This window comes from Streptomyces shenzhenensis (assembly GCF_021462265.1).
Lineage (GTDB): Bacteria > Actinomycetota > Actinomycetes > Streptomycetales > Streptomycetaceae > Streptomyces > Streptomyces shenzhenensis.
In genome coordinates this window covers 1-19,951 of sequence record NZ_JAJONF010000041.1, presented here as the reverse complement: position 1 = coordinate 19,951, position 19,951 = coordinate 1, and the positions used below count along the sequence as shown (strand labels likewise).

Here is a 19,951-nt window from a genome sequence, read left to right as displayed (position 1 = left end):
GTGCCGTCCCGTGACATCGCCACGACACTCGGTTGGCCTCCGCAAAGACGTTGGCCGGGTCGAGCCACCCGAAGGCTGGATGACCCGCGCGTACGGACGGGGCGCGTCTCCGAACCCTGATCACGAACCGGCCTTCACCTCGAACCGGCGAGACCTGTAACTTCACGTGTGCACAGCTTTGTTGATGAGGCGTACGCGACGGGGGTTGCGGGGACATGACGGGGTACCGACCGGCGGACTGGCATCCACTCGACCTCGACAAGGACCCCACCCCAGGCGACCCGCAACGCGTCCGCACCCTCGCTCAGCAGCTGCACGACTTCGCCGACGACGTCTCCGACGCCCTGCGCCTGGTCAAGGGCATGGCCGGCGAGGACACCCTCCTGCAGTGGGCCGGCAAGTCGGCGGAGGTGTTCAAGGAGCAGTTCAAGGACGTTCCGAAGAACCTGAAGAAGCTGAAGAAGTCGTACGAGATGTGCGGCGACGCCCTCACGGACTACTGGCCGAAGCTGGAGCGGGCCCAGGCGCTGGCCGACAAGGCCCTGGCCAAAGCGAAGGAGGCGCAGTCGGACCTGTCCTCCGCCAAGACCCGTCTCTCCTCAGCCGATTCATGGGTCACCCGCGCCACCAAGGAAGCCGACAAGTACAAGGACGACCCCACCGGCAGCAAGTCGGACGCCGACAAGCCGGACGAGGGCAAGGTACGGGCCGCCACCCGGGACGTGCAGAGCGCCAAGTCCGGCACACCAAGGCCCAGTCGGACGTCACCACCGCCCAGAACGCCCTCGACGCGGCGAAGAAGATGGCCGCGGACGCGCGGAAGATGCGCGACGACGCGGCGGGCGAGGCGAAGCGGAAGATCGACGAGGCCTCCGACGCCGGGATCCCGAACCGGCATTGGTGGCAGGACGTGGGTCACTGGTTCGAGGACAACTGGGACACCATCGTCACCGTCTGCAAGGTCGTCGTCGCCGTCGTCGGGATCATCGCGCTGATCATCGGCGGGCCGATCCTCGGCGCCATTGTCCTCGTCGCCGCCCTCGTCGTACTCGCGGACACGCTCTACAAATACTCCAAAGGCCAAGCCTCCCTGTGGGACGTGGCCTTCGCCGCCATGGACTGCATACCCGGCGGCAAGGGCATCACCAGCCTCGGCAAACTCGCCAAGGGCCTGAAGGAGATGAAGAACCTCCGCGGCGGCATGAAAGCCATGAGCCTCGCCGTCCGCGGGCTGGGCAAGAACGCCCGTGGCATGCTCGCCGAGGGTGGCGAGGGGGCGTTCAACCGGCTCAAGAGCGTGGTGCGTTCCAAGGGCAGCGACCCGGTCGACATGGCCACCGGCGCCATGTATCTCCCGCAGAACGACATCGAACTGCCCGGACTGCTGCCGCTGGCCTTCACCCGCCGCGTCGCCTCCGACTACCGCTGCGGCTGGTGGTTCGGCCCGAGTTGGGCATCCACCCTGGATGAGCGTCTGGAAGTGGACGACCAAGGCGTCGTCCACGTCACCGAGGACGGCCTGCTCCTCGCCTACCCCCACCCCGCCGCACCCCACACCCCGGTCATGCCGGAGGCCGGCCCCCGCCGCCCCCTGACCCGCCGCGACGACGGCGGCTACCGCATCACCGACCCCCTCACCGGCCACACCCGGCACTTCGCCCGCCCCACCGCCGAAGGCACCGCCCTGCTCAGTCGGATATCCGACCGCAATCAGCACACCATCACCTTCGAGTACGACGAGCACGGCACCCCGCTCGCCATCCGCCACTCCGGCGGCTACCACCTGCGCATCACCACCGACGAGGGCCGCGTCACCGCCCTCTCCCTGGCCCAGGCGGCCGAGGACGGCTCGGACGTCGTCATCAAGCGCTACGGCTACACCGACGGCAACCTCACCGAGACCGTCAACTCCTCCGGCCTGCCCCTGCGCTTCACCTACGACGACCGGCTGCGCGTCACCTCCTGGACCGACACCAACGACAGCCGCTACGCCTACACCTACGACGACCGCGACCGCTGCGTCGCCGAGGGCGGTGAAGCCGGCCACATCACCATCACCCTCGACTACGACGGCACCGACCCCGCCTGGCCCGGCTGCCGCATCACCACCCTCACCACCGCCAAAGGCGCCGTCACCCGCTTCGTCGTCAACACCAGCAGCCAGGTCATCGCCGAAATCAACCCTCTCGGCAACACCACGCGCACCGCGTACGACGCCCACCATCACGTCGTGGCGCGAACGGACGAACTCGGCCACACGACAACCCTCGTCCGTGACGCGTCAGGTCGCCCCACTCGGGTGACGCAGCCGAACGCCGCTGTCATCCGGTTCGAGTATGGCGCCGAGGGCATGCTCACGAGCATCGTTCGACCGGACGGGAGCACCTGGCGCAGAGAGTACGACGAGCGGGGCAACTGCACGGCCCTGACAGACCCCACAGGGCTCATCACCAGGTTCACGCATGATGCGGCGGGGTGCGTCACCGAGGTCGTCGACGGGCTGGGCAACGCCAGGACGGTGCGCTGCGACGCGGCCGGGTTGCCCGTATCCACCACCGACCCGCTCGGGGCGACCATGACGTGGGAGCGGGACGCCTTCGGCCGGATCATCACCTACACGGACCCCCTGGGAAAGGCGACCCGCCTGACCTGGACCGTCGAGGGCCAACTGGCCGGACGTCTCACGGCCGACGGCGCAGTCGAATCCTGGTCGTACGACGCGGAGGGCAATTGTCTCAGCCACATCACCCCGACAGGCGCCGTCACCCGCTTCGAATACACCCACTTCGACCTGCCCTCGGCAAGAACGTCGCCGGACGGATACCGCTACGAATTCGTTCATGACGACAATCTGCGCCTTGTCCAGGTCGTCAATCCCCAGGGTCTGACGTGGACCTACGAACACGATGCGGCCGGACGCCTAGTCTCGGAGACGGATTTCGACGGACGGACATTGACCTACGCTCACAATCCCGCCGGGCGGCTCACGTCGCGCACCGACGCGCTTGGGCAGACCATCGATTTCGTCTACGACACCGTCGGTAATCTCATCGAGAAGCGCAGCGACGACCAGGTCACTCGCTTCGGCTACGACCTGAACCGGCACATGGTGGCGGCGATGTCCCCCGATGCACGGCTCGACCTGCTGCGTGACCCCAGCGGGCGGGTTACACACGAGACACTCAATGGCCGCAAGCTGACCTACGAATACGACCAGTTGGGGCGGGTCACTCGCCGTACCACACCGTCCGGGGCCGTCAGCACATGGGCATACGATGGGATGGGCAACCGGTCGCAGCTCGAAACATCGGGTCGCACGGTCCGGTTCGGGTACGACTGGTCCGGGCTGGAAACCAGTCGTAGCACAGGCGAGGACCTCGTACTCAGGCAGGCATACGACGGTCTGGGTCGTCTCACCGTTCAAGAGGTGACCCACCAGGGAGATCGACGGATTCACCGCGACTACGCCTACGCCGATGACGGCAACCTGGTGGGTATCGACGACTTCCGTGCGGGAAGCCGGCGATTCGAGCTGGACATGACGGGCCGGGTGACGGCGGTCCATGCCTCCGACTGGTCCGAGCAGTACGCCTACGACAAGGCCGGCAACCTGACGAGTGCGTCCTGGCCAACCCGTCAAGACGATGCCCAGGCCACCGGCCCCCGTCACTACGTCGGGACGCGAGTGCTCCGTGCCGGCGACACGCGGTACGAGTATGACCTCTTGGGCCGGGTGGTACTGCGCCAGCGGAAGCGCCTTTCCCGTAAACCTGAGACGTGGCGTTACACATGGGACGCGGAAAGTCGGCTGGCATCCGTCAGGACACCGGACGGAACCTCTTGGTGCTATACCTACGACCCACTGGGCCGACGAACGGCCAAGCAGCGCATGGATACGGACGGCCTTACCGTATTGGAACAGGTCGACTTCGTCTGGGACGGCGTCACCCTGTGTGAACAGGTGACGAGATCATCGTGTACAACCGATGCGGTGGCGATGACGTGGGATCACGACGGAATCCGTCCGATCGCTCAGACGGAACGGATCGTCACACCGGGGACGTCGCAAGATGAGGTCGATGCCAAGTTCTTCTCGATCATCACCGATCTCGTCGGTACGCCGACAGAACTCATCGATGAGGACGGGAGCGTTGCCTGGCAAGGCCATAGCACTCTTTGGGGCGTCAATACCTGGGACAAGGGTTCTCCCGCCTACACCCCCCTCCGTTTTCCGGGCCAGTACTACGACCCCGAGACCGGGCTTCATTACAACTACTTCCGACACTACGACCCCGAGACTGCTCGCTACCTGACTCCCGACCCGCTGGGGCTTTCCCCAGCGCCCAACCCGGTCACTTACGTCGCCAACCCGCACACCGGAGTCGATCTTCTCGGACTGAGTCCCTACTACAGTGAGATCGCGGCCAATGGACAGCGTGGGCGTGCCTACGCCGAGGTCACACCCCAGACACTGGACGACGCTGCCAACGGTCTTATCGGGAGTCCGCCCGGCCGCGGTGCCCGCTATGCTCCTCCTGGTTTCCAGGGCGGTGCGGCAGGACATTCGCGAGGACACTTGATCGGCCAGCAATTCGGTGGTGACGGGAGAGACATGCGGAACATCGTCACTCAGGGGTCCAGCCAGAACAACGGACCCATTTCCGACGCCGAAGATCTTATCGCCGACCATGTTCGAGCAACTCAAAACACAGTCATCATGAGCGTAACCCCCGAATATGCGAACGGGGGAAACGTTCCCAGTCATATCCTCATCGAAGCTGCCGACGACTTCGGATGGTCGTACAGCAACAGGATCCCCAACCTATAAAGGCTGATCAGCAATGCGCCACAGCAATCCCCTGGAGGACCTGCACCGACTCACCGTGCTGTGTCCGCCTCCCCGGAAGGCATGGACTTGCCCGTCCGACCATCAAGAACTTGTCGGAATTTACGGTGCGGGATGCTTCGACGAATTCCTGTGGATTTTTGCGGACGGCGCATCGAACGGCAACCTCGATATCCTTCAGCAGACCAAGCGTATGCGGTCGATCTTCCGAGGCAAGCCGCTGGGGGCACTCAAGAGCGTCCTCGGTGAATACCAGGCAGCTCCTGATGACCTGATCCAGTGGGGCGTGACCGACAACGCGGACCTCTTGGCGTGGATCGCCGTGGGCGAACCAGAAAGCTGGCCCACGGTGATCATTCAAGCCGGTCAACTCGACGCCGTCGTCTCTCCCGCCGGGTCGACGACCACGTTGCTCGGTCTCCTCACAGGATCGCTGCGGGTTCCGTTCTTCCCCGACGACTTTCCCAGCAGCGATCCGGAATTCAACGTGAACCCGTACGACTGAGCAGTGTCACGTGCAGAGTCGGGTCAGGCTGGCACCTGCCGGCACCACGAATGAACGCAACCTTCGCAGCATCATCAACTCGCAATCAGGGCGGTGACGTAGACATGAATGTCGGGATCACGCAGCGGTGGTCGGCGGAGACGGACCGTGTCCTGCGGGAGGCAGGCTGGTTCCCGGGCCGCTCGGTGTCCACCCAAGAGTGGGAGAGCGCGCTCCTGGAACACGGCGGCTTCGGAATCCACGAAGCGGCCCGACGCTTCCTCGCCGAATTCGGCGGGTTGGAAAGCCACGAGCGAGGGTTGGGGAAAACGATGGCCCGGATGGGGTTCAGCCTCGACCCGACCGTTGCCGAATGGGACGACGAGATCTTCGACGTGCTCAGTGAGGAGGCCGGCACCGACCTCTATCCGATCGGGTCGGCCGACCGGCGGAACAGCTACCTGGGGATCGCGCCGGACGGCGCGGTCTACATCGGCATGGACAGCGTCACACTCCTTGCGGAGACGAGCGATCGTGCGCTGGAGAAACTCGCCGAAGGAATCCGTTAGCGGCAGTGAGGGCATGGGCCGTGGTGGGAAACCCTGGATCGTCTTCGTACCGGAAGGTTCTGCCGAGGCCCGCAGTGATCGGTGCAACCCGGGCCTGGAGTGGAACCACACACATGTCTGCTGAACCGGCTGGACCGGCGGCCGACCGCGCTCTCCTGGAGCGGGTGGACTCCCTCGTCACCGGCGGATACATCGGCGCCCGGCGGGCCGAGGGCACCGCGGCCGCGGTGCCTGCGGCACGGCAGCGTGTCCTGGACTGGCTACGGATCACGTCCGCCGAAGGCCACTGGCGGCGCTTCGAGCGGCTCGCCTCTCTGGCCCTGCACATCCACCCCGAAGGGCTCGGGCCGATCCTGGCGACGGTGCTGGCCACGCGGCCCCCGGGCGTGAACACGGAGGACCTGGTCGACCTGCTCGGAGAGCTACGGGCCCCCGAGGGAGTCGAACCGGTCGCCGCCCTGGTACGGGAACGGAAGTCGACGGACGGTCCTTACTTCACCTTCTGCGTCAAGGCCCTGCAGAGTCTGGGTGAGATCGGCACGCCCGAAGCCGTCGGATTCCTGCGCAGCGTCGCCACCGGTGATCCCGCGGCCTGGCCTGACCCCCTGCGCCGGCACGCCGCGGAGGAGCTGGGCATCGAGGACGAGCTCGGCTTCGACGAGGACCGGATGCTGGGCGGATCGTGACCGAACAGCATCCGCCGGGTGGCGAGGGCGACGAACCGGAACTCGATCTCGACGGGATCGAGGAGATCTGTGCCATGGCCACGCCCGGGCCCTGGTTCGTCAGAAACCTGGACGACAGCCATGCCATGAACCTGCGCGCCGTCAGCACGGTGGCGGACACCGGACGCGGCGAGCGGTGGCCCGACTTCGACCACGGGGAGCTGATCGCGGCGACCCTGGTACAGGAGCCACGCTACGTGGACTGCGCCGACGAACGCTGGGACGAGAACGCGGCCTTCATCGTGATGGCACGGGACGCCGTGCCCCGGCTCGTGGAAGAGGTGCGGCGCCTGCGGAAGCTTCTCGCGGCTGCCGTGCCCGGAGACGGACGCCCGACGGAGACCAGCACCTTCGCTTACCGCTACCCCAGCCCGCTCGGCGGGCTCGCCGCCGATCTGACGGCGGAGCACACGTCTCCGGGCGCAGAAGACGGCTTCTTCCTCCAGGTCGACCGTCAGGTGCGCCTGATCCCGCCCACGGGAACGCACTGGCAGGACGTCCACTGGCTGGCCCACGGCCTGGCCGCGCACACGGCCGCCCTGCTGTCCCTGCACCCGGAGGGCCTGACCGTCAGGGTCACGTCGTTCACGTTCCCGCTCGCCCACTACCGGCCGGAAGTCGCGGCCCTGGCCATGGACGGCTGGCTCAGGCAGCAGTTCGGCCTGCCGGACCGCGGACTGCGCGTGGCCTTCGACGCCGAGCGGGGAGGGCACGTGTTCCAGTGGGGAGACGGCACCGCGCCTTCACGGACGACGCTCCGGTTCGAGTTCTCCGTGGCCGCCAACGAGGCACCCCCGCCGTCGGGGTTCGACCTGGGGCACATCGACGTCCGGGGCGACCGCGGAGAGGCGAGTTCACGGGGCCACACCCCGGACCAGGCGATGATGATCTACCTCTCGCTGACCCTTCTCATGGACGGCCTGCGCCGTTTCCTGACGGGCCGGGACAGATCCTTCACGACGTCCGCCGTCGACTCGTCCTTCTCACTGACGTTCAGGCGCGGAAAGGACGGCTCGATCGAGACCGTTTACGACGGTACGGTGATCGACCGCTCGTCCGCCCAGGACCTCGCGAGCGCCGTGCGCGCGGGAGCCGAGCGCTTCGCGAATCCCCGGCTCCCGCTCCTTCCCGGGGACGACGCGGGGCGGGAGGATCTGGAGAGGTCCCTGGCCAAGTTCGGGAATTTCGTGACCTGGCTGCTTCGGCGGAACGCCGGTGAGTAACCGCGTCCCCGAGCCTGGGTGGTCCTTGCTCCGGAGGAGTCCTCCGGAGTTCGGCGACAACTGGCGGAACTGACGAGGAACACCCATGGATCTCACCGGCCACTCGACCGACTTCACCGTCGACGCGTCCTTCCCCGACGCCATGCGCCGATTCGTGGCCCGCGCGCGGCGCCGATGGCCGCAGCTCCTGCTGTCCGGGGAGCCGGTTGCCCAGGAGGCGGACTGGCGGCTGCCCGAATCCGCCGACGACTACTCCGGGATCGTCACTTTCTCCTCCGGCCAGGAGATGGAGGACTTCTGGGAGGAGAACGGCTATGCGCTGGACGACTCGGCGCAGGGTCCGTACGCCGTCTTCTACCGACGCCGTACCGGGCCACTGCACGCCACGACGATCTCCGGAATCAGGACGGACGACTCTGACATCGTGCAGGCAGTCGAGGGAACAAGCCTCCTGATGGCCGAGTACTACACCATCAGTCTGCTCACACCGGAGGACCCCACGGCCGACCCCTTCTCCGCGGCGGTGGTAAACGACTTCGTCGGCTCCTTCGACGCGACTGTGCAGGTCGTAACGGCCGTATGAGCAGTTTCGATCTCACAGGCACTTCGGAGCCCTGGGTCCTCATCGTGCCGGAAGGTACGGCCGGGATCCGACGGCAGCTGTCGGAACTGACGGCGCGCGGCGGCCTCGTCCATCACTTCGACGCCCGCGATCTGATGACCGAACAGGGCGTCTTCCGCACCTTCGCGGAGGCCCTCCGCTTCCCCCGCTACTTCGGCTGGAACTGGGATGCCCTGGTCGACTGCCTGGACGACCTCTGCGGCGAGGTCACGGGAGGAGGAGCGGGGATCGCGGGCGTGGTGCACGACGCGGATCTCCTACTGCGGACAGAGCACTTCCCGCTTTTCGTATCGGTCCTCTGTCAGGGCGCCGACCGCGCGAACTCGGCCGTGGACCTCGACGGCGACCCCCTGGACCGACCCGCCGTCGCGGAACACTTCGTTCTCGGGTTCCGGGATTTCGACCCCGAGAAGATTGCAGCCCGCATCGAGCTACCCGGCCTGCTCGTCACCGCAGGAGACGGATTCGTGGAGGCCGCGCTCGACCCCGCGGAATGGCACTGAGACCGACCGCCGCTTCTCATGACACCCGTCGGCGTCCCCTCTCCGCCGCCCCCCCATCCGGCCGCACCCGCGCCCTCCTCCCCGCCGCCACGTCCTCCACCCGCCCGAACGCCACCACGATCGCGCCCCTGCCGCCGCGCGGGGTGGCGTTGCGGATGATCCGGTCGACGCCCGGCTTGCGCCAGTCCTCGCTGTCCCTGTCGTTGACGACGCACGCCCACGGACCGGTCCCCCACCCGCTCCGAGCGCCCCCCTTGCCGCTCCCCGCACCCGGCCCCACGAACCCGGCGCACAGAGCGGCCCCCTGTTCCCGATGTGTCATGCATGCTCGTCCATCACCTCCCGGTCGACGGCCGGAATCCATCCGTCGGCCGGCCACTGGAGCCAGCGTTCCGCCCGCCCTGTCTCGGCGGCCGCCCGTCGCAGCGCGTCGACTCCGGGATGGACCAGTCCCTTTCGCCACACGAGCGACACGGGCGACAACGGGACCGGATCGACCAGGGGCCGCCAGACCGTTCCGGGTATGGCCGGAAATCCCACTACCCCGAGGATGGGGTTCCGGTACTTGGCCATGATCCGCTGGAACTCCTCCTCCCCGACGGCCAGCGGCAGCGGCGGCGCGACCGCGATGCCTCGTCCCTCGAAGAGGCGGGAGGCCAGGTCGGTCCATTCCAGGGTGCGTTCGTTCCCGGCACCGGCGTACACCGCCTCGCCTTCCAGCGCGGCCAACGGCACCGCCTCCAGAGCGGCGAGCCGGTGGTCGGAGGGGAGGATCACGGCCATGGGTTCGAATCGGACGGGCTGGTGTTCGAGGCCGGAGCGCAGCGCCGGGTCCAGGCCCGCGAACCGTCCGAAGGACGCGTCGAGCCGTCCCGCGAGGAGTTCGGCCGCCGCTCCGGTGAGCCCGCTCTCGTAGCGGGCCATCAGCTCGCAGTCGGGGGCGAGTTCGCGGGCCCGGTGCAGGACGCGCCGGCCGGTCTCCAGGCCCGGGGAGTTGAGGTCCACCAGCAGCGGCCGGGCCTGCCCGAACGCGGCGAGCAGGGCGTCCTGGGCGGCCAGCACCCGGCGGGCATAGGGCAGCAGCCGGGCACCGTCGGCGGTGAGGCTGACCTGCCGGGTGCTGCGCAGGAACAGCTCGGCACCCACCTCCCGCTCCAGCCGCCGCACATCCCGGCTGAGCGCCTGCTGGGCGACGTACAGCCGGGCGGCGGCGCGGGTGAAGTGCAGTTCCTCGGCGACGGTCACGAAGACACGCAGCAGGCGGGGATCGATGTGGGCGGGCGCTGGCATCACGCGAACTTACAACACAGGTGCGTGAATCGGCGCCGAGCAGGTGTTGGACCCCTTGATCGGCCCGGGGCGACGGTGGTGTCCATGCCACGACCGACTCAGCCGGGCCAACCCGGGACCGTCCACACCGTCACCGCCGACTCCCTCGTCACGGTCGACTTCAGCCCCCGCTTCCCTCGCCGTCCCCCTCGCTCCCGCCACCGTCCGCCCGGCCCCTACCGCCGTCTCTTCGCCCTCCCCGGCACCCGGGCCTTCACCGCCGGGAACCTGCTGGCCCGCCTGCCCATGGGCATGTTCAGCGTCAGCGCGGTCGTGATGATCGCCGGGTCACGCGGCTCGTACGCCCTCGCCGGTGCCGTCACCGCGACCGGTCTCGCCGCCACCGGTCTCGCCGGGCCCTGGATCGCCCGGCTCGTCGACCGGCACGGGCAGGCGCGGGTCGCGGTACCCGCGACCGTCACCGCCGTGCTCGGCAGCCTGGCCCTGCTGCTCTGCGTCCGGTACGGCGCCCCGGACTGGACCCTGTTCGCCGCCTACGCGGCCACCGCCACCACCCCCAACCTCGGCGGCATGTCCCGGGCCCGCTGGGCGCACCTGCTGCGCGCGGACCCGGACGCCCTGCACACCGCGAACTCCTTCGAGCAGGCCGCCGACGAGCTGTGCTTCATGCTGGGCCCGGTCCTCGCCTCCTTCCTGACCGGCACGTTCTTCCCGGAGGCCGGCACCCTGGTCGGCGCGGTGCTGCTGCTCACCGGCGCGCTGCTGTTCGCCGCCCAGCGGGCCACCGAGCCGCCGCCCCGGACCGGGCCGGGCACCGCGCGCACACCGCTGCGCATCGGCCCGCTGCTGGCCTGCTTCGTCGCGACCGGCGCGGTGTTCGGCTCCATGGAGGTCGTCACCATCGCCTACGCCGACGCCCAGGGCCACCGTTCGGCGGCCGGCGCGGTGCTCGCCCTGCAGGCGGCCGGTTCCTGCGCGGCGGGCCTGCTGTACGGGGCGCTCAGGCCGGGCGGGCCCGCCGAACGCAGGCTTCCGGTCTGCCTGCTGGCGATGGCGGCGCTGATGTCCGTCCCGCTGCTCGCCGTCCGTGCCTTCGACAGCCTCTGGGCGCTCGCCCCCGCCCTGCTCGCGGCCGGCATGGCGACCGCCCCGACCATGGTGACCGCGATGACCCTGGTCCAGGACCGCGCCCCGGAGGGCCGCCTCAACGAGGGGATGAGCCTGGTCGTGACCGCCCTGCTGACCGGCATCGCCTGCGGCTCGGCGCTCGGTGGCTGGGCGGCGGACCACGTGTCGCCGACGGCCGCCTTCGCGACCCCGGCCGCGGCGGCCGTCGTGGCCCTCGCCGTCAACACCGTCAGTCGAATCGCTTCCCCCAATTCTCGCCGCACCCATTGACGCCTTCACAGCACGCACCTACCGTCCTCCGTCGAAGCGCTTCGACGGTTTACATCGAACCGATTCGACGCGGAACGAGCACCAACCATCCGACTCCCTGGGAGGCATTGGATGTTGACGACACGAGGGCGAACCACGACCGCGGCGGCGATCCTCGCCGGATCGCTGCTCCTCACCTCCTGCGGCGGCTCGGGCGGCAGCACGTCCGACGGAAAGACGCTCAGGCTGTGGCACTACGAGGGTCCGACCAGCGCGATGGGCATCGCCTGGAACGAGGCCATCAAGGAGTTCGAGGCGACCCACCCCGGCGTGAAGGTGAAGTACGAGGAGAAGAGCTTCGAGCAGATCCAGAAGACCGCGCAGATGGTCCTGAACTCCTCGGACGCTCCCGACCTCATGGAGTACAACAAGGGCAACGCGACGGCGGGCCTGCTCTCCAAGCAGGGCCTGCTCACCGACCTGACCGCCGAGGCGGCCAAGCGCGGCTGGGACAAGAAGCTCAGCGCGGGCGTGCGCACCACCAGCCAGTACGACGCCGACGGCGTCATGGGCTCCGGCAAGTGGTACGGGGTGCCCAACTACGCCGAGTACACGATGGTCTATTACAACAAGGACCTGTTCAAGAAGTACGGGATCGCCGAGCCGAAGACGTTCGACGACCTGACGGCGGCGATGGACACGTTCGTCGCGAAGGGGATCACCCCGCTCGCCGACTCCGGCTCCGAGTACATGGCCCAGCAGTACCTCTACCAGCTGGCGCTCTCGAAGGCCGACCGCCCGTGGGTCGACGCCTACGAGCTGTACAAGGGCAAGGTCGACTTCCATGACCAGGCCTGGACGTACGCGGCGACCACCTTCGCCGACTGGGTGAAGAAGGGGTACATCGCGAAGACGTCCTCCGGTACGACCGCCGAGCAGGCCGGGGTCTCCTTCATCCAGGGCAAGTCACCGATCCTGTTCTCCGGCAGCTGGTGGTACGGCCGCTTCCAGTCGGAGGCCAAGTTCGGCTGGGGCAGCTTCCTGTGGCCCGGCTCCGACCTCACCCTCGGCTCCGGCGGCAACCTCTGGGTCGTACCGAAGAACTCCCAGAACAAGGACCTCGCCTACGACTTCATCGACATCACCATGTCGAAGAAGATCCAGAACCTGCTCGGCAACAAGGGCGGTGTCCCGGTCGCCGCGGACGCGAGCGCCATCACCGACCCCAAGTCCAAGGAACTCATCGCCAACTTCAACACGGTCAGCAAGCGCGACGGCCTCGCCTTCTACCCCGACTGGCCGGTCGCCGGCTTCTACGACACCCTCGTCTCCGAGACCCAGAAGCTGATCACCGGCAGCGAGAAGCCCGACGCCTACCTGAGCAACCTCCAGACGGCGTACGACAAGGGCTCGAAGTGAACGTGCCGGTACGCCCCCGGGACTCGTACGCCCCCTTCCTCCTCCCCGGCGCCCTCGCCTTCCTGGCGGTCGTCATCGTCCCGTTCCTGATGAACACGGGCGTGAGCTTCACCGACTGGCAGGGCGTGGGCAGCCCGCACTGGTCCGGACTCGCCAACTACCGTGAGCTGCTGCACGATTCGGAGTTCTGGGCGTCCTTCCGGCACAGCCTCTTCATGGTCGTCGCGATGGCCGCGATACCCACGGCCCTCGGACTGGTCCTGGCCGCGGCCCTGTTCGACTACGTCGGCAAGCACTTCGGCACCCGGATCGCGGCCGTCCTCCGCGCCTGTTTCTACCTCCCCCAGGTACTGCCGGTCGCGGTCGCCGGCATCGTCTGGAGCTGGATCCTCGCCCCCGACAACGGCTCCCTCAACGCCCTGCTCAAGGCCGTCGGTCTGGGCTCCTGGCAGCAGGACTGGCTCGGCGACCCCGACCTGGCCCTCTACACGGTGATGGGCGTGCTGGTCTGGGTGCAGATCGGCTTCCCGCTGGTGGTCTTCATGGCCGGGCTCGGCCGCGTCGACCCGCAGCTGTACGAGGCGGCCGAACTGGACGGCGCCGGCTGGTGGCGCCGCTTCTGGCACGTCACGCTGCCGCAGATCCGTCCCGAGGTGTACGTGGTCCTGACCTGGTGCACGATCGCCGCCCTCAAGGTCTTCGGCGCGGTGTACGTCCTGACCAAGGGCGGCCCGGGCGGCGCCACCGACGTCCCCTCCTACTTCTCCTTCACCACGTTCTTCGAGAAGACCCAGGTCGGCTACGGCTCGGCGATCTCCACGGTGCTCACCGTGCTCATCCTGGCCCTGGCCGTGCTCGGCCTGAAGCTGCAAGGCCGCGCGGAGGACGGGGACACGCCATGACCGCCCTGCGCCGCTACCCGGTCCTCGTCGCCCTCGGCCTCGCCGCCCTCTTCATGGTCGTCCCGTTCCTGATCGTGGCGGTCAACGCGGTGAAGTCCCCGGCGGAGTACTCCCAGAACGGCCCGCTGAGCCTTCCCCACGGCCTCTACCTCGACGGCCTCAAGGGCTTCTGGCAGCGCGTCGACTACAGCCAGAAGCTGGTCAACTCGGTCCTCATCAGCGGCTCGGTCGCCCTGCTCGCCACCGCCCTCTCCGTCCTGAACGCGTACGCCATCGGCATCGGCCGGATCCGCGGCCGTACCTGGGTGCTCGCCTTCTTCGTCCTCGCCAACCTGCTGCCGCAGGAGGCACTGGTCTACCCGCTCTACTACCTGAGCAAGGAGGCCGGCCTGTACGACACCCGGCTCAGCGTGATCATCGTGTTCACGGTGATCCAGTCGGCGTTCGGGACGTACCTGCTCTCCGCCGTCCTCGGCCAGTTCCCGCGCGAGATCATCGAGGCGGCCCGCATCGACGGCGCGAACAAGTGGCAGATCCTGGTCCGGATCGTCGTACCCGTCAGCCGCCCGACGCTGGGCGTGCTCCTGGTCTTCTTCTTCATCTGGACCTGGAACGAGTTCCTGCTGCCGCTGGTCATGCTGATCTCCAACGACAACCAGACGGTGTCCGTGGCCCTCGGCGTCCTCCAGGGCCAGCGCCTGATGGACGCCACCATGACCAACGCGGCCGCCCTGCTCGGCGTGCTCCCGGCCATCGTCTTCTTCCTCGTCTTCCAGCGGACACTCACCCGGGGGATCGCCGTGGGAGCGGTCAAATAGGAGGTACGTGCGTGAAGTTCACCGACGGCTACTGGCTGCTGCGCGAGGGCGTCACCGCGGCCCACCCGGTCGAAGTCCTCGACGTCACGGCCACGGACGGCGCCCTGGAGATCCACGCGCCGACCCAGCCCATCCGCCACCGCGGCGACCTGCTGAAGGGACCGGTCGTGACGATCAGCGCGCACACGCCGATGCCCGACGTCATCGGCGTCACCTTCACCCACTTCGAGGGCGAGCAGCCCCGCGGACCCCAGTTCGAGCTGCACCGGGCCGACGTCGCGTCCCAGGTGGCGTACGACGACGAGTACGCGACCCTGACCTCCGGCTCGCTGAGCCTGCGGCTGAGCCGGACCGCGCCCTGGCGGCTCGACTTCCTCGCCGGCGGCCGCACCCTGACCTCCAGCGGCCCCAAGGGCATGGGCATCATGCGGGACACCGCCACCGGCGCCCACTACCTGCGGGAACAGCTGGGTCTGGGCGTCGGCACCTCGGTCTACGGCCTCGGCGAACGCTTCGGCCCGCTGGTCAAGAACGGCCAGGTCGTCGACATCTGGAACGCCGACGGCGGCACCGCCACCGAACAGGCCTACAAGAACGCCCCCTTCTATCTCACGGACGCGGGCTACGGGGTCTTCGTCGACCACCCCGGGAAGGTGTCGTTCGAGGTCGGCTCGGAATCGGTGTCCAGGGTCCAGTTCAGCGTCGAGTCACAGCAGCTGACGTACTACGTCATCCACGGTCCGACCCCGAAGGACATCCTGCGCAAGTACACCGCCCTGACCGGCCGCCCGGCGCTCCCGCCCGCCTGGTCCTTCGGGCTCTGGCTGTCCACGTCCTTCACGACGTCGTACGACGAGAAGACCGTCACGTCCTTCATCGAGGGCATGCGGCAGCGCGAACTGCCGCTCTCCGTCTTCCACTTCGACTGCTTCTGGATGCGGGAGTTCAACTGGTGCGACTTCCGCTGGGATCCGCGGGTCTTCCCCGACCCCGAGGGGATGCTGGGGCGGCTGCACGAGCGCGGGCTGCGGGTGAGCGTGTGGATCAACCCGTACATCGCGCAGCGGTCGCCGCTGTTCGCCGAGGGGAAGGAGCTGGGGCACCTGCTGCGGCGACCGGACGGGAGCGTGTGGCAGTGGGATCTGTGGCAGCCGGGGATGGCGCTGGTGGACTTCACGTCCCCGGCGGCCCGCGACTGGTACGCGGGCAAGCTGGGGGCGCTGCTCGACCAGGGCGTCGACTGCTTCAAGACCGACTTCGGGGAACGCGTCCCGGTGGACGTGGCCTGGTCCGACGGCTCGGACCCCGAGCGAATGCACAACTACTACACCTACCTCTACAACCGGACCGTCTTCGAGGTGCTGCGCAAGCACCGGGGAGAGGGCGAGGCGGTCGTGTTCGCGCGGTCGGCGACGACCGGGAGCCAGAAGTTCCCCGTGCACTGGGGCGGGGACTGCGAGGCGACCTACGAGTCGATGGCCGAGTCGCTGCGCGGCGGGCTCTCGCTCGGCCTGTCCGGCTTCGGCTACTGGAGCCACGACATCGGCGGCTTCGAGGGCACTCCGACCCCGGCGCTGTTCAAACGGTGGCTGGCCTTCGGACTGCTGTCGTCGCACAGCAGGCTGCACGGGTCGTCGTCGTACCGGGTGCCGTGGCTGTTCGACGAGGAGTCGGTGGACGTGCTGCGGCACTTCACCCGGCTGAAGCTGAGCCTGATGCCGTACCTGTACGAGGCCGCGCGCACCGCCTCGGCCCAGGGGGTGCCGATGATGCGGGCGATGGTGCTGGAGTTCCCGGACGATCCGGGGTGCGCTCATCTGGAGCGGCAGTACATGCTGGGGGCGGATCTGCTGGTGGCGCCGGTGTTCTCGGATGAGGGGAATGTGACATATTACTGCCCCGCCGGTACCTGGACCCACTTCCTGACCGGCGAGACGGTCACCGGTCCCCGCTGGATCCGCGAGCACCACGGCTTCCTGAGCGTCCCGCTCCTGGTCCGGCCCGGGTCCGTGATCCCGGTCGGCTCGGTCACGGACCGCCCCGACTACGACCACGCCGACGGGGTGACGCTCCGCGTCTTCGGCCTGGGCCGCGGCGCCCGGGTGACGGTCCCGGTGGGCGACGTCACCTTCACCGTCGTACGCGAAGGGGACACCCTGCGCGCCTCGTGCAGCGACCCGGCGGCGGCGTGGACCCTGGCGGCCGGTCAGCGGACCGCCCGCGCCCAGGCCGGCACCGGGTTCCTCTCCCTGGAGCTGGACTGATGGTGAAGATCACCGATGTGGCCCGGCACGCCGGGGTCTCCCCCAGCACGGTGTCCTACGCGCTCAGCGGCAAGCGCCCGATCTCGGAGGAGACCCGGCGCCGGATCGAGGCGTCCATCCGCGAGCTGGGCTACCGCCCGCACGCCGGCGCCCGCGCCCTCGCCAGCAGCCGCTCCAACGTCCTCGCCCTGGTCGTCCCGCTGCGCAGCGGCATCCATGTCCCGGTGGTGATGCAGTTCGCGGTGTCGGTGGTGACGACGGCCCGCCGGTACGACCACGACGTGCTGCTGCTGACCCAGGAGGAGGGTGAGGAGGGCCTGCGCCGGGTCGCCGACACGGCACTCGTCGACGCCCTGATCGTGATGGACGTCCAGCTCCACGACCCCCGGCTGCCGCTGCTGCGCGCGCTGGAGCGGCCGTCGGTACTGATCGGCTTCCCGGCCGCCGCCGAGGGCCTGACCTGCGTCGACCTGGATTTCAAGGCCGCCGGTGAGCTGTGCGTGCAGCGGCTGGCGGGGCTGGGGCACCGGGTGGTCGCACTGGTCGGCTCACCGCCCGAGGTGTACGTCCGGGAGACCGCGTTCGCCCAGCGCGTCGTCCAGGGCTTCACGGCCGCCGCCGACCGCAACGGCATGGCGTCCTCCGTCCACCCCTGCGAGGCGACGCCGGCCGGGGCACGCCGGATCGCCGAGCAACTCCTGCGCGATCAACCGGCGCTGACGGGCGTCGTCGTCCACAACGAGGCGGTTCTGGAGCCCCTGATCGACGCCTTCGAGCAGCTCGGCCTCCGCGTCCCCGTCGACCTGTCGGTCACCGCGATCTGCCCGGACGAACTGGCGGCGGGGCTGCGCGTCCCGGTGACCTCCGTGGCGCTGCCGACCGCCGAACTCGGCGAACGGGCGGCGGAGTTACTGATGCGCAAGCTCGACGGCGACCCGGACGTACCCGAGGCGACACTGCTCGCTCCCCGGCTGACGGAACGCGCGAGCACGGCGCCGCGCGAGGCACGGTGACGGCACACACGAAACGGCGTTCCGTTCCGGGAGTCACCCCGGAACGGAACGCCGTCCGTGCGGAACCGGATCCACCGGCTAGAGCTGCCGCTCCCCCTGCCAGGTGACCGACGTCAGGGTGCTCAGGCCGCCGTGTGCCACGCCCTTGTAGGTCACTCGCCGGGCGGGGCCGGACTCATGGGCGACCCGTTTCGTCAGTTCCGCGCCCTCCTGGAACAGCCGCTGCCACTCGTCCTCGTACTTGGCCTCGTCCCGGTCCCTTAGATACAGGTTCAGGGTGGTGTCGATGGCCTTCGCCCAGGTGTACAGGTCGGCGACAAGGCCGTCCGACAGGGCGAGTCCGGCGGCGGGGTCGTCGGGGAAGAAGTCCCCGAAGCCGTCGGCACGCAGCGGACCGTACTGGTACTCGCCCTCGACGGTGAGGTCGAGGGGATGCGGCTCGGTGCCGTGCTCGTCGCGTTCCCAGTGCAGGCGGTCGCAGCCCCAGCACAGCCACTTCGCCGTCCGGTGCCGCTCGTCCCAGTAGCGCACCGACCACGCCGGTCCGAGCCGCCTGGCCAGGCGCTGGGCGGTCTCCAGCCCCCGCTCGACGTGCTTGCGCAGGTCGGGACGGGAGCCGAAGCCCGCCGGCGGACGGGACAGCGACCAGGAGCGCAGGTCCGCGGCCAGGTCCGCCGGGAGTGCCAGCCGGTCGTCGTCCAGCGGGATCGGGCGGGTGTAGGCGCCGAGGTCGTCGTGGTCCGCCGGGTCCTCGGGCCCGTACAGCGGAGACGGCTCGCCCCGCGCCTGCACCAGCAGGCTCCGTGGTTCGTCAGACGTCATGCGATGTTCGCTCCGATCACGTATCCGTTGTCGCCCACGCTAACGGCCACCCGCTGGGTCTTGCCGTTGAAGACGACCTCGAAGATCGGTCGGCCGGCCCCCTGCGTTCCGACCCTCGTGCCTTCGCTCAGTGCCTTGCTCACCAGAGCCGGGATGTCCTCGATCCGGACGCCCGCGGCCGCGAACTCTCCGGCGTGCCGGAAGATGATGTGAGTCAGACCCGCGTGGACGTTCCCCTTCTCAAGCCAGGCGAGGTTCACACCGGGCTTGGCGTACTCGATCACCCAGATCGTGTCCGCCTTGTTGAACTTCACCCCGGCCTGGTCGAGCCGGGCCAGAAGCTTCGGATCGAGGGCGCCACGGGCGATCTTGGCCCGTTCCGCCACGCCCCTGGCGATCCGCAGCGCGAGTCCCGCCTCGCTGGCGGGTTCGGCGAGCGCCTGGGCGGCGCCGGATTCACCGTAGATCTTCTTCAGGTCCGCGAGGACCTCCGCGGCCTTCTCCCCGGTCTTGATAGCCTCCTCGACCCGGGCGGCGAGCTTGACGCCCTCGGCGAGCTTCTCGGCCATCGACGGCGGGACGGCCAGCGCGGCGGCCCAGGCACAGCTGGTCCCGTCACCGTGGTAGCACCTGGCGACGTCGCCCAGCACGATCTCGTACAGGACCGCGCCGGCCTTCTCCCCGAAGAGGTTCTGCCAGCCGATGCGGGTGATGTCACCGAAGCTGAAGTGGTGCGTCCATTCGTTCTCCTGGTCCTTGAGAGTCACCGTCTTGAGGAAGATCCAGTCGTCCTTCGGGCAGCCGGCCTCTGTGGCGGGGACGTCGGGGTTGGCACAGTAGTAGTAGCTGGCCGTGACGTTGAGGTGCAGTTCGTACGTCACCGTGCAGCCCTGGGGTACGTACTGACACTCGTTGAGCTGCTTGCCCGGGGCCGCCTCGGTCACCTTCTCGACGACGTAGAAGACACCGTCGATACCGGTTCCCGAGCCGCTGGAGACCGTCTGGTTGGCCTGCTTGCGCTCGGCTTCGTCGGCCGCCTGCTGCGCCGACTCGGCGTAGCGCTGGGCGTCCTTG

Annotated in this window: 17 protein-coding genes and 1 pseudogene; 14 read left to right on the top strand and 4 right to left on the bottom strand. The window is 68.6% G+C overall.

Features of this window, described 5'->3' with window-relative positions:
• Positions 1-215: 215 nt before the first annotated feature.
• The 8 genes from LQ326_RS48450 (at position 216) to LQ326_RS36090 (ending at position 8,972) form a co-directional block, all read left to right on the top strand.
• Entirely contained in the window at positions 216-995 is a 780-nt protein-coding gene (locus tag LQ326_RS48450; RefSeq protein ID WP_234543300.1) for a WXG100 family type VII secretion target, read from the top strand.
• Positions 884-4,828: a DUF6531 domain-containing protein gene (locus tag LQ326_RS36120; protein WP_234543349.1), complete on the top strand. Its 3,945-nt coding sequence runs from the start codon at positions 884-886 to the stop codon at positions 4,826-4,828. Before LQ326_RS48450 ends, LQ326_RS36120 begins: the two co-directional genes overlap by 112 nt.
• Before the next feature lie 13 nt (positions 4,829-4,841).
• On the top strand, positions 4,842-5,351 hold the full coding sequence (locus LQ326_RS36115; protein ID WP_234543299.1) for a hypothetical protein: 510 nt from the start codon (positions 4,842-4,844) through the stop codon (positions 5,349-5,351).
• A gap of 104 nt (positions 5,352-5,455) precedes the next feature.
• The gene (locus LQ326_RS36110; protein WP_234543298.1) at positions 5,456-5,899 is read left to right on the top strand and encodes an SUKH-3 domain-containing protein; all 444 of its coding nucleotides are present in this window, start codon (positions 5,456-5,458) and stop codon (positions 5,897-5,899) included.
• A 113-nt stretch (positions 5,900-6,012) separates the two neighbouring features.
• Positions 6,013-6,585, top strand: coding sequence for a hypothetical protein (locus tag LQ326_RS36105; RefSeq protein WP_234543297.1), 573 nt, complete (start codon positions 6,013-6,015; stop codon positions 6,583-6,585).
• Positions 6,582-7,847 (top strand): hypothetical protein, encoded by a 1,266-nt coding sequence (locus LQ326_RS36100; protein WP_234543296.1) that lies wholly within the window; start codon positions 6,582-6,584, stop codon positions 7,845-7,847. Before LQ326_RS36105 ends, LQ326_RS36100 begins: the two co-directional genes overlap by 4 nt.
• An 85-nt stretch (positions 7,848-7,932) precedes the next feature.
• Positions 7,933-8,430 (top strand): hypothetical protein, encoded by a 498-nt coding sequence (locus LQ326_RS36095; protein ID WP_234543295.1) that lies wholly within the window; start codon positions 7,933-7,935, stop codon positions 8,428-8,430.
• Entirely contained in the window at positions 8,427-8,972 is a 546-nt protein-coding gene (locus LQ326_RS36090; RefSeq protein WP_234543294.1) for a barstar family protein, read from the top strand. The genes LQ326_RS36095 and LQ326_RS36090 overlap by 4 nt, the downstream gene beginning before the upstream one ends.
• Positions 8,973-8,988: 16 nt before the next feature.
• On the opposite strand, the gene LQ326_RS36085 is transcribed toward LQ326_RS36090, so the two are convergent.
• Both LQ326_RS36085 and LQ326_RS36080 read right to left on the bottom strand, forming a co-directional pair.
• On the bottom strand, positions 8,989-9,294 hold the full coding sequence (locus LQ326_RS36085) for a hypothetical protein (protein ID WP_234543293.1): 306 nt from the start codon (positions 9,292-9,294) through the stop codon (positions 8,989-8,991).
• Complete coding sequence (locus LQ326_RS36080; RefSeq protein ID WP_234543292.1) at positions 9,291-10,262, bottom strand: LysR family transcriptional regulator; 972 nt, start codon at positions 10,260-10,262, stop codon at positions 9,291-9,293. Before LQ326_RS36080 ends, LQ326_RS36085 begins: the two co-directional genes overlap by 4 nt.
• 84 nt (positions 10,263-10,346) lie before the next feature.
• On the opposite strand from LQ326_RS36080, the gene LQ326_RS36075 reads away from it, so the two are divergent.
• The 6 genes from LQ326_RS36075 to LQ326_RS36050 all read left to right on the top strand — a co-directional run bounded on the left by LQ326_RS36075 (position 10,347) and on the right by LQ326_RS36050 (position 18,055).
• Positions 10,347-11,660, top strand: a complete 1,314-nt coding sequence (locus LQ326_RS36075; protein ID WP_234543291.1) for an MFS transporter — start codon at positions 10,347-10,349, stop codon at positions 11,658-11,660.
• A 111-nt stretch (positions 11,661-11,771) separates the two neighbouring features.
• Positions 11,772-13,058 (top strand): ABC transporter substrate-binding protein, encoded by a 1,287-nt coding sequence (locus LQ326_RS36070; protein WP_234543290.1) that lies wholly within the window; start codon positions 11,772-11,774, stop codon positions 13,056-13,058.
• Complete coding sequence (locus LQ326_RS36065) at positions 13,055-13,960, top strand: carbohydrate ABC transporter permease (protein ID WP_234543289.1); 906 nt, start codon at positions 13,055-13,057, stop codon at positions 13,958-13,960. The genes LQ326_RS36070 and LQ326_RS36065 overlap by 4 nt, the downstream gene beginning before the upstream one ends.
• Positions 13,957-14,778, top strand: a complete 822-nt coding sequence (locus LQ326_RS36060) for a carbohydrate ABC transporter permease (protein WP_234543288.1) — start codon at positions 13,957-13,959, stop codon at positions 14,776-14,778. Before LQ326_RS36065 ends, LQ326_RS36060 begins: the two co-directional genes overlap by 4 nt.
• A gap of 11 nt (positions 14,779-14,789) precedes the next feature.
• Complete coding sequence (gene yicI, locus LQ326_RS36055; protein WP_234543287.1) at positions 14,790-17,042, top strand: alpha-xylosidase; 2,253 nt, start codon at positions 14,790-14,792, stop codon at positions 17,040-17,042.
• Positions 17,042-18,055: a LacI family DNA-binding transcriptional regulator gene (locus LQ326_RS36050; protein WP_234543286.1), complete on the top strand. Its 1,014-nt coding sequence runs from the start codon at positions 17,042-17,044 to the stop codon at positions 18,053-18,055. Before yicI ends, LQ326_RS36050 begins: the two co-directional genes overlap by 1 nt.
• Positions 18,056-18,133: 78 nt before the next feature.
• On the opposite strand, the gene LQ326_RS36045 is transcribed toward LQ326_RS36050, so the two are convergent.
• Both LQ326_RS36045 and LQ326_RS36040 read right to left on the bottom strand, forming a co-directional pair.
• The gene (locus LQ326_RS36045) at positions 18,134-18,877 is read right to left on the bottom strand and encodes an immunity protein CdiI family protein (RefSeq protein ID WP_234543285.1); all 744 of its coding nucleotides are present in this window, start codon (positions 18,875-18,877) and stop codon (positions 18,134-18,136) included.
• A pseudogene (locus LQ326_RS36040) lies at positions 18,874-19,951 on the bottom strand (virulence factor); the annotation flags it as partial. The gene LQ326_RS36045 and the pseudogene LQ326_RS36040, both read right to left, overlap by 4 nt.

Excerpts from the sequence above, each read along its gene's own strand:
- LQ326_RS48450 (WP_234543300.1), top strand. The coding sequence starts at position 216 with ATGACGGGGTACCGACCGGCGGACTGGCATCCACTCGACCTCGACAAG.
- LQ326_RS36115 (WP_234543299.1), top strand. The coding sequence starts at position 4,842 with ATGCGCCACAGCAATCCCCTGGAGGACCTGCACCGACTCACCGTGCTG.
- LQ326_RS36110 (WP_234543298.1), top strand. The coding sequence starts at position 5,456 with ATGAATGTCGGGATCACGCAGCGGTGGTCGGCGGAGACGGACCGTGTC.
- LQ326_RS36105 (WP_234543297.1), top strand. The coding sequence starts at position 6,013 with ATGTCTGCTGAACCGGCTGGACCGGCGGCCGACCGCGCTCTCCTGGAG.
- LQ326_RS36095 (WP_234543295.1), top strand. The coding sequence starts at position 7,933 with ATGGATCTCACCGGCCACTCGACCGACTTCACCGTCGACGCGTCCTTC.
- LQ326_RS36090 (WP_234543294.1), top strand. The coding sequence starts at position 8,427 with ATGAGCAGTTTCGATCTCACAGGCACTTCGGAGCCCTGGGTCCTCATC.
- LQ326_RS36085 (WP_234543293.1), bottom strand. The coding sequence starts at position 9,294 with ATGACACATCGGGAACAGGGGGCCGCTCTGTGCGCCGGGTTCGTGGGG.
- LQ326_RS36080 (WP_234543292.1), bottom strand. The coding sequence starts at position 10,262 with ATGCCAGCGCCCGCCCACATCGATCCCCGCCTGCTGCGTGTCTTCGTG.
- LQ326_RS36075 (WP_234543291.1), top strand. The coding sequence starts at position 10,347 with ATGCCACGACCGACTCAGCCGGGCCAACCCGGGACCGTCCACACCGTC.
- LQ326_RS36070 (WP_234543290.1), top strand. The coding sequence starts at position 11,772 with ATGTTGACGACACGAGGGCGAACCACGACCGCGGCGGCGATCCTCGCC.
- LQ326_RS36060 (WP_234543288.1), top strand. The coding sequence starts at position 13,957 with ATGACCGCCCTGCGCCGCTACCCGGTCCTCGTCGCCCTCGGCCTCGCC.
- LQ326_RS36050 (WP_234543286.1), top strand. The coding sequence starts at position 17,042 with ATGGTGAAGATCACCGATGTGGCCCGGCACGCCGGGGTCTCCCCCAGC.
- LQ326_RS36045 (WP_234543285.1), bottom strand. The coding sequence starts at position 18,877 with ATGACGTCTGACGAACCACGGAGCCTGCTGGTGCAGGCGCGGGGCGAG.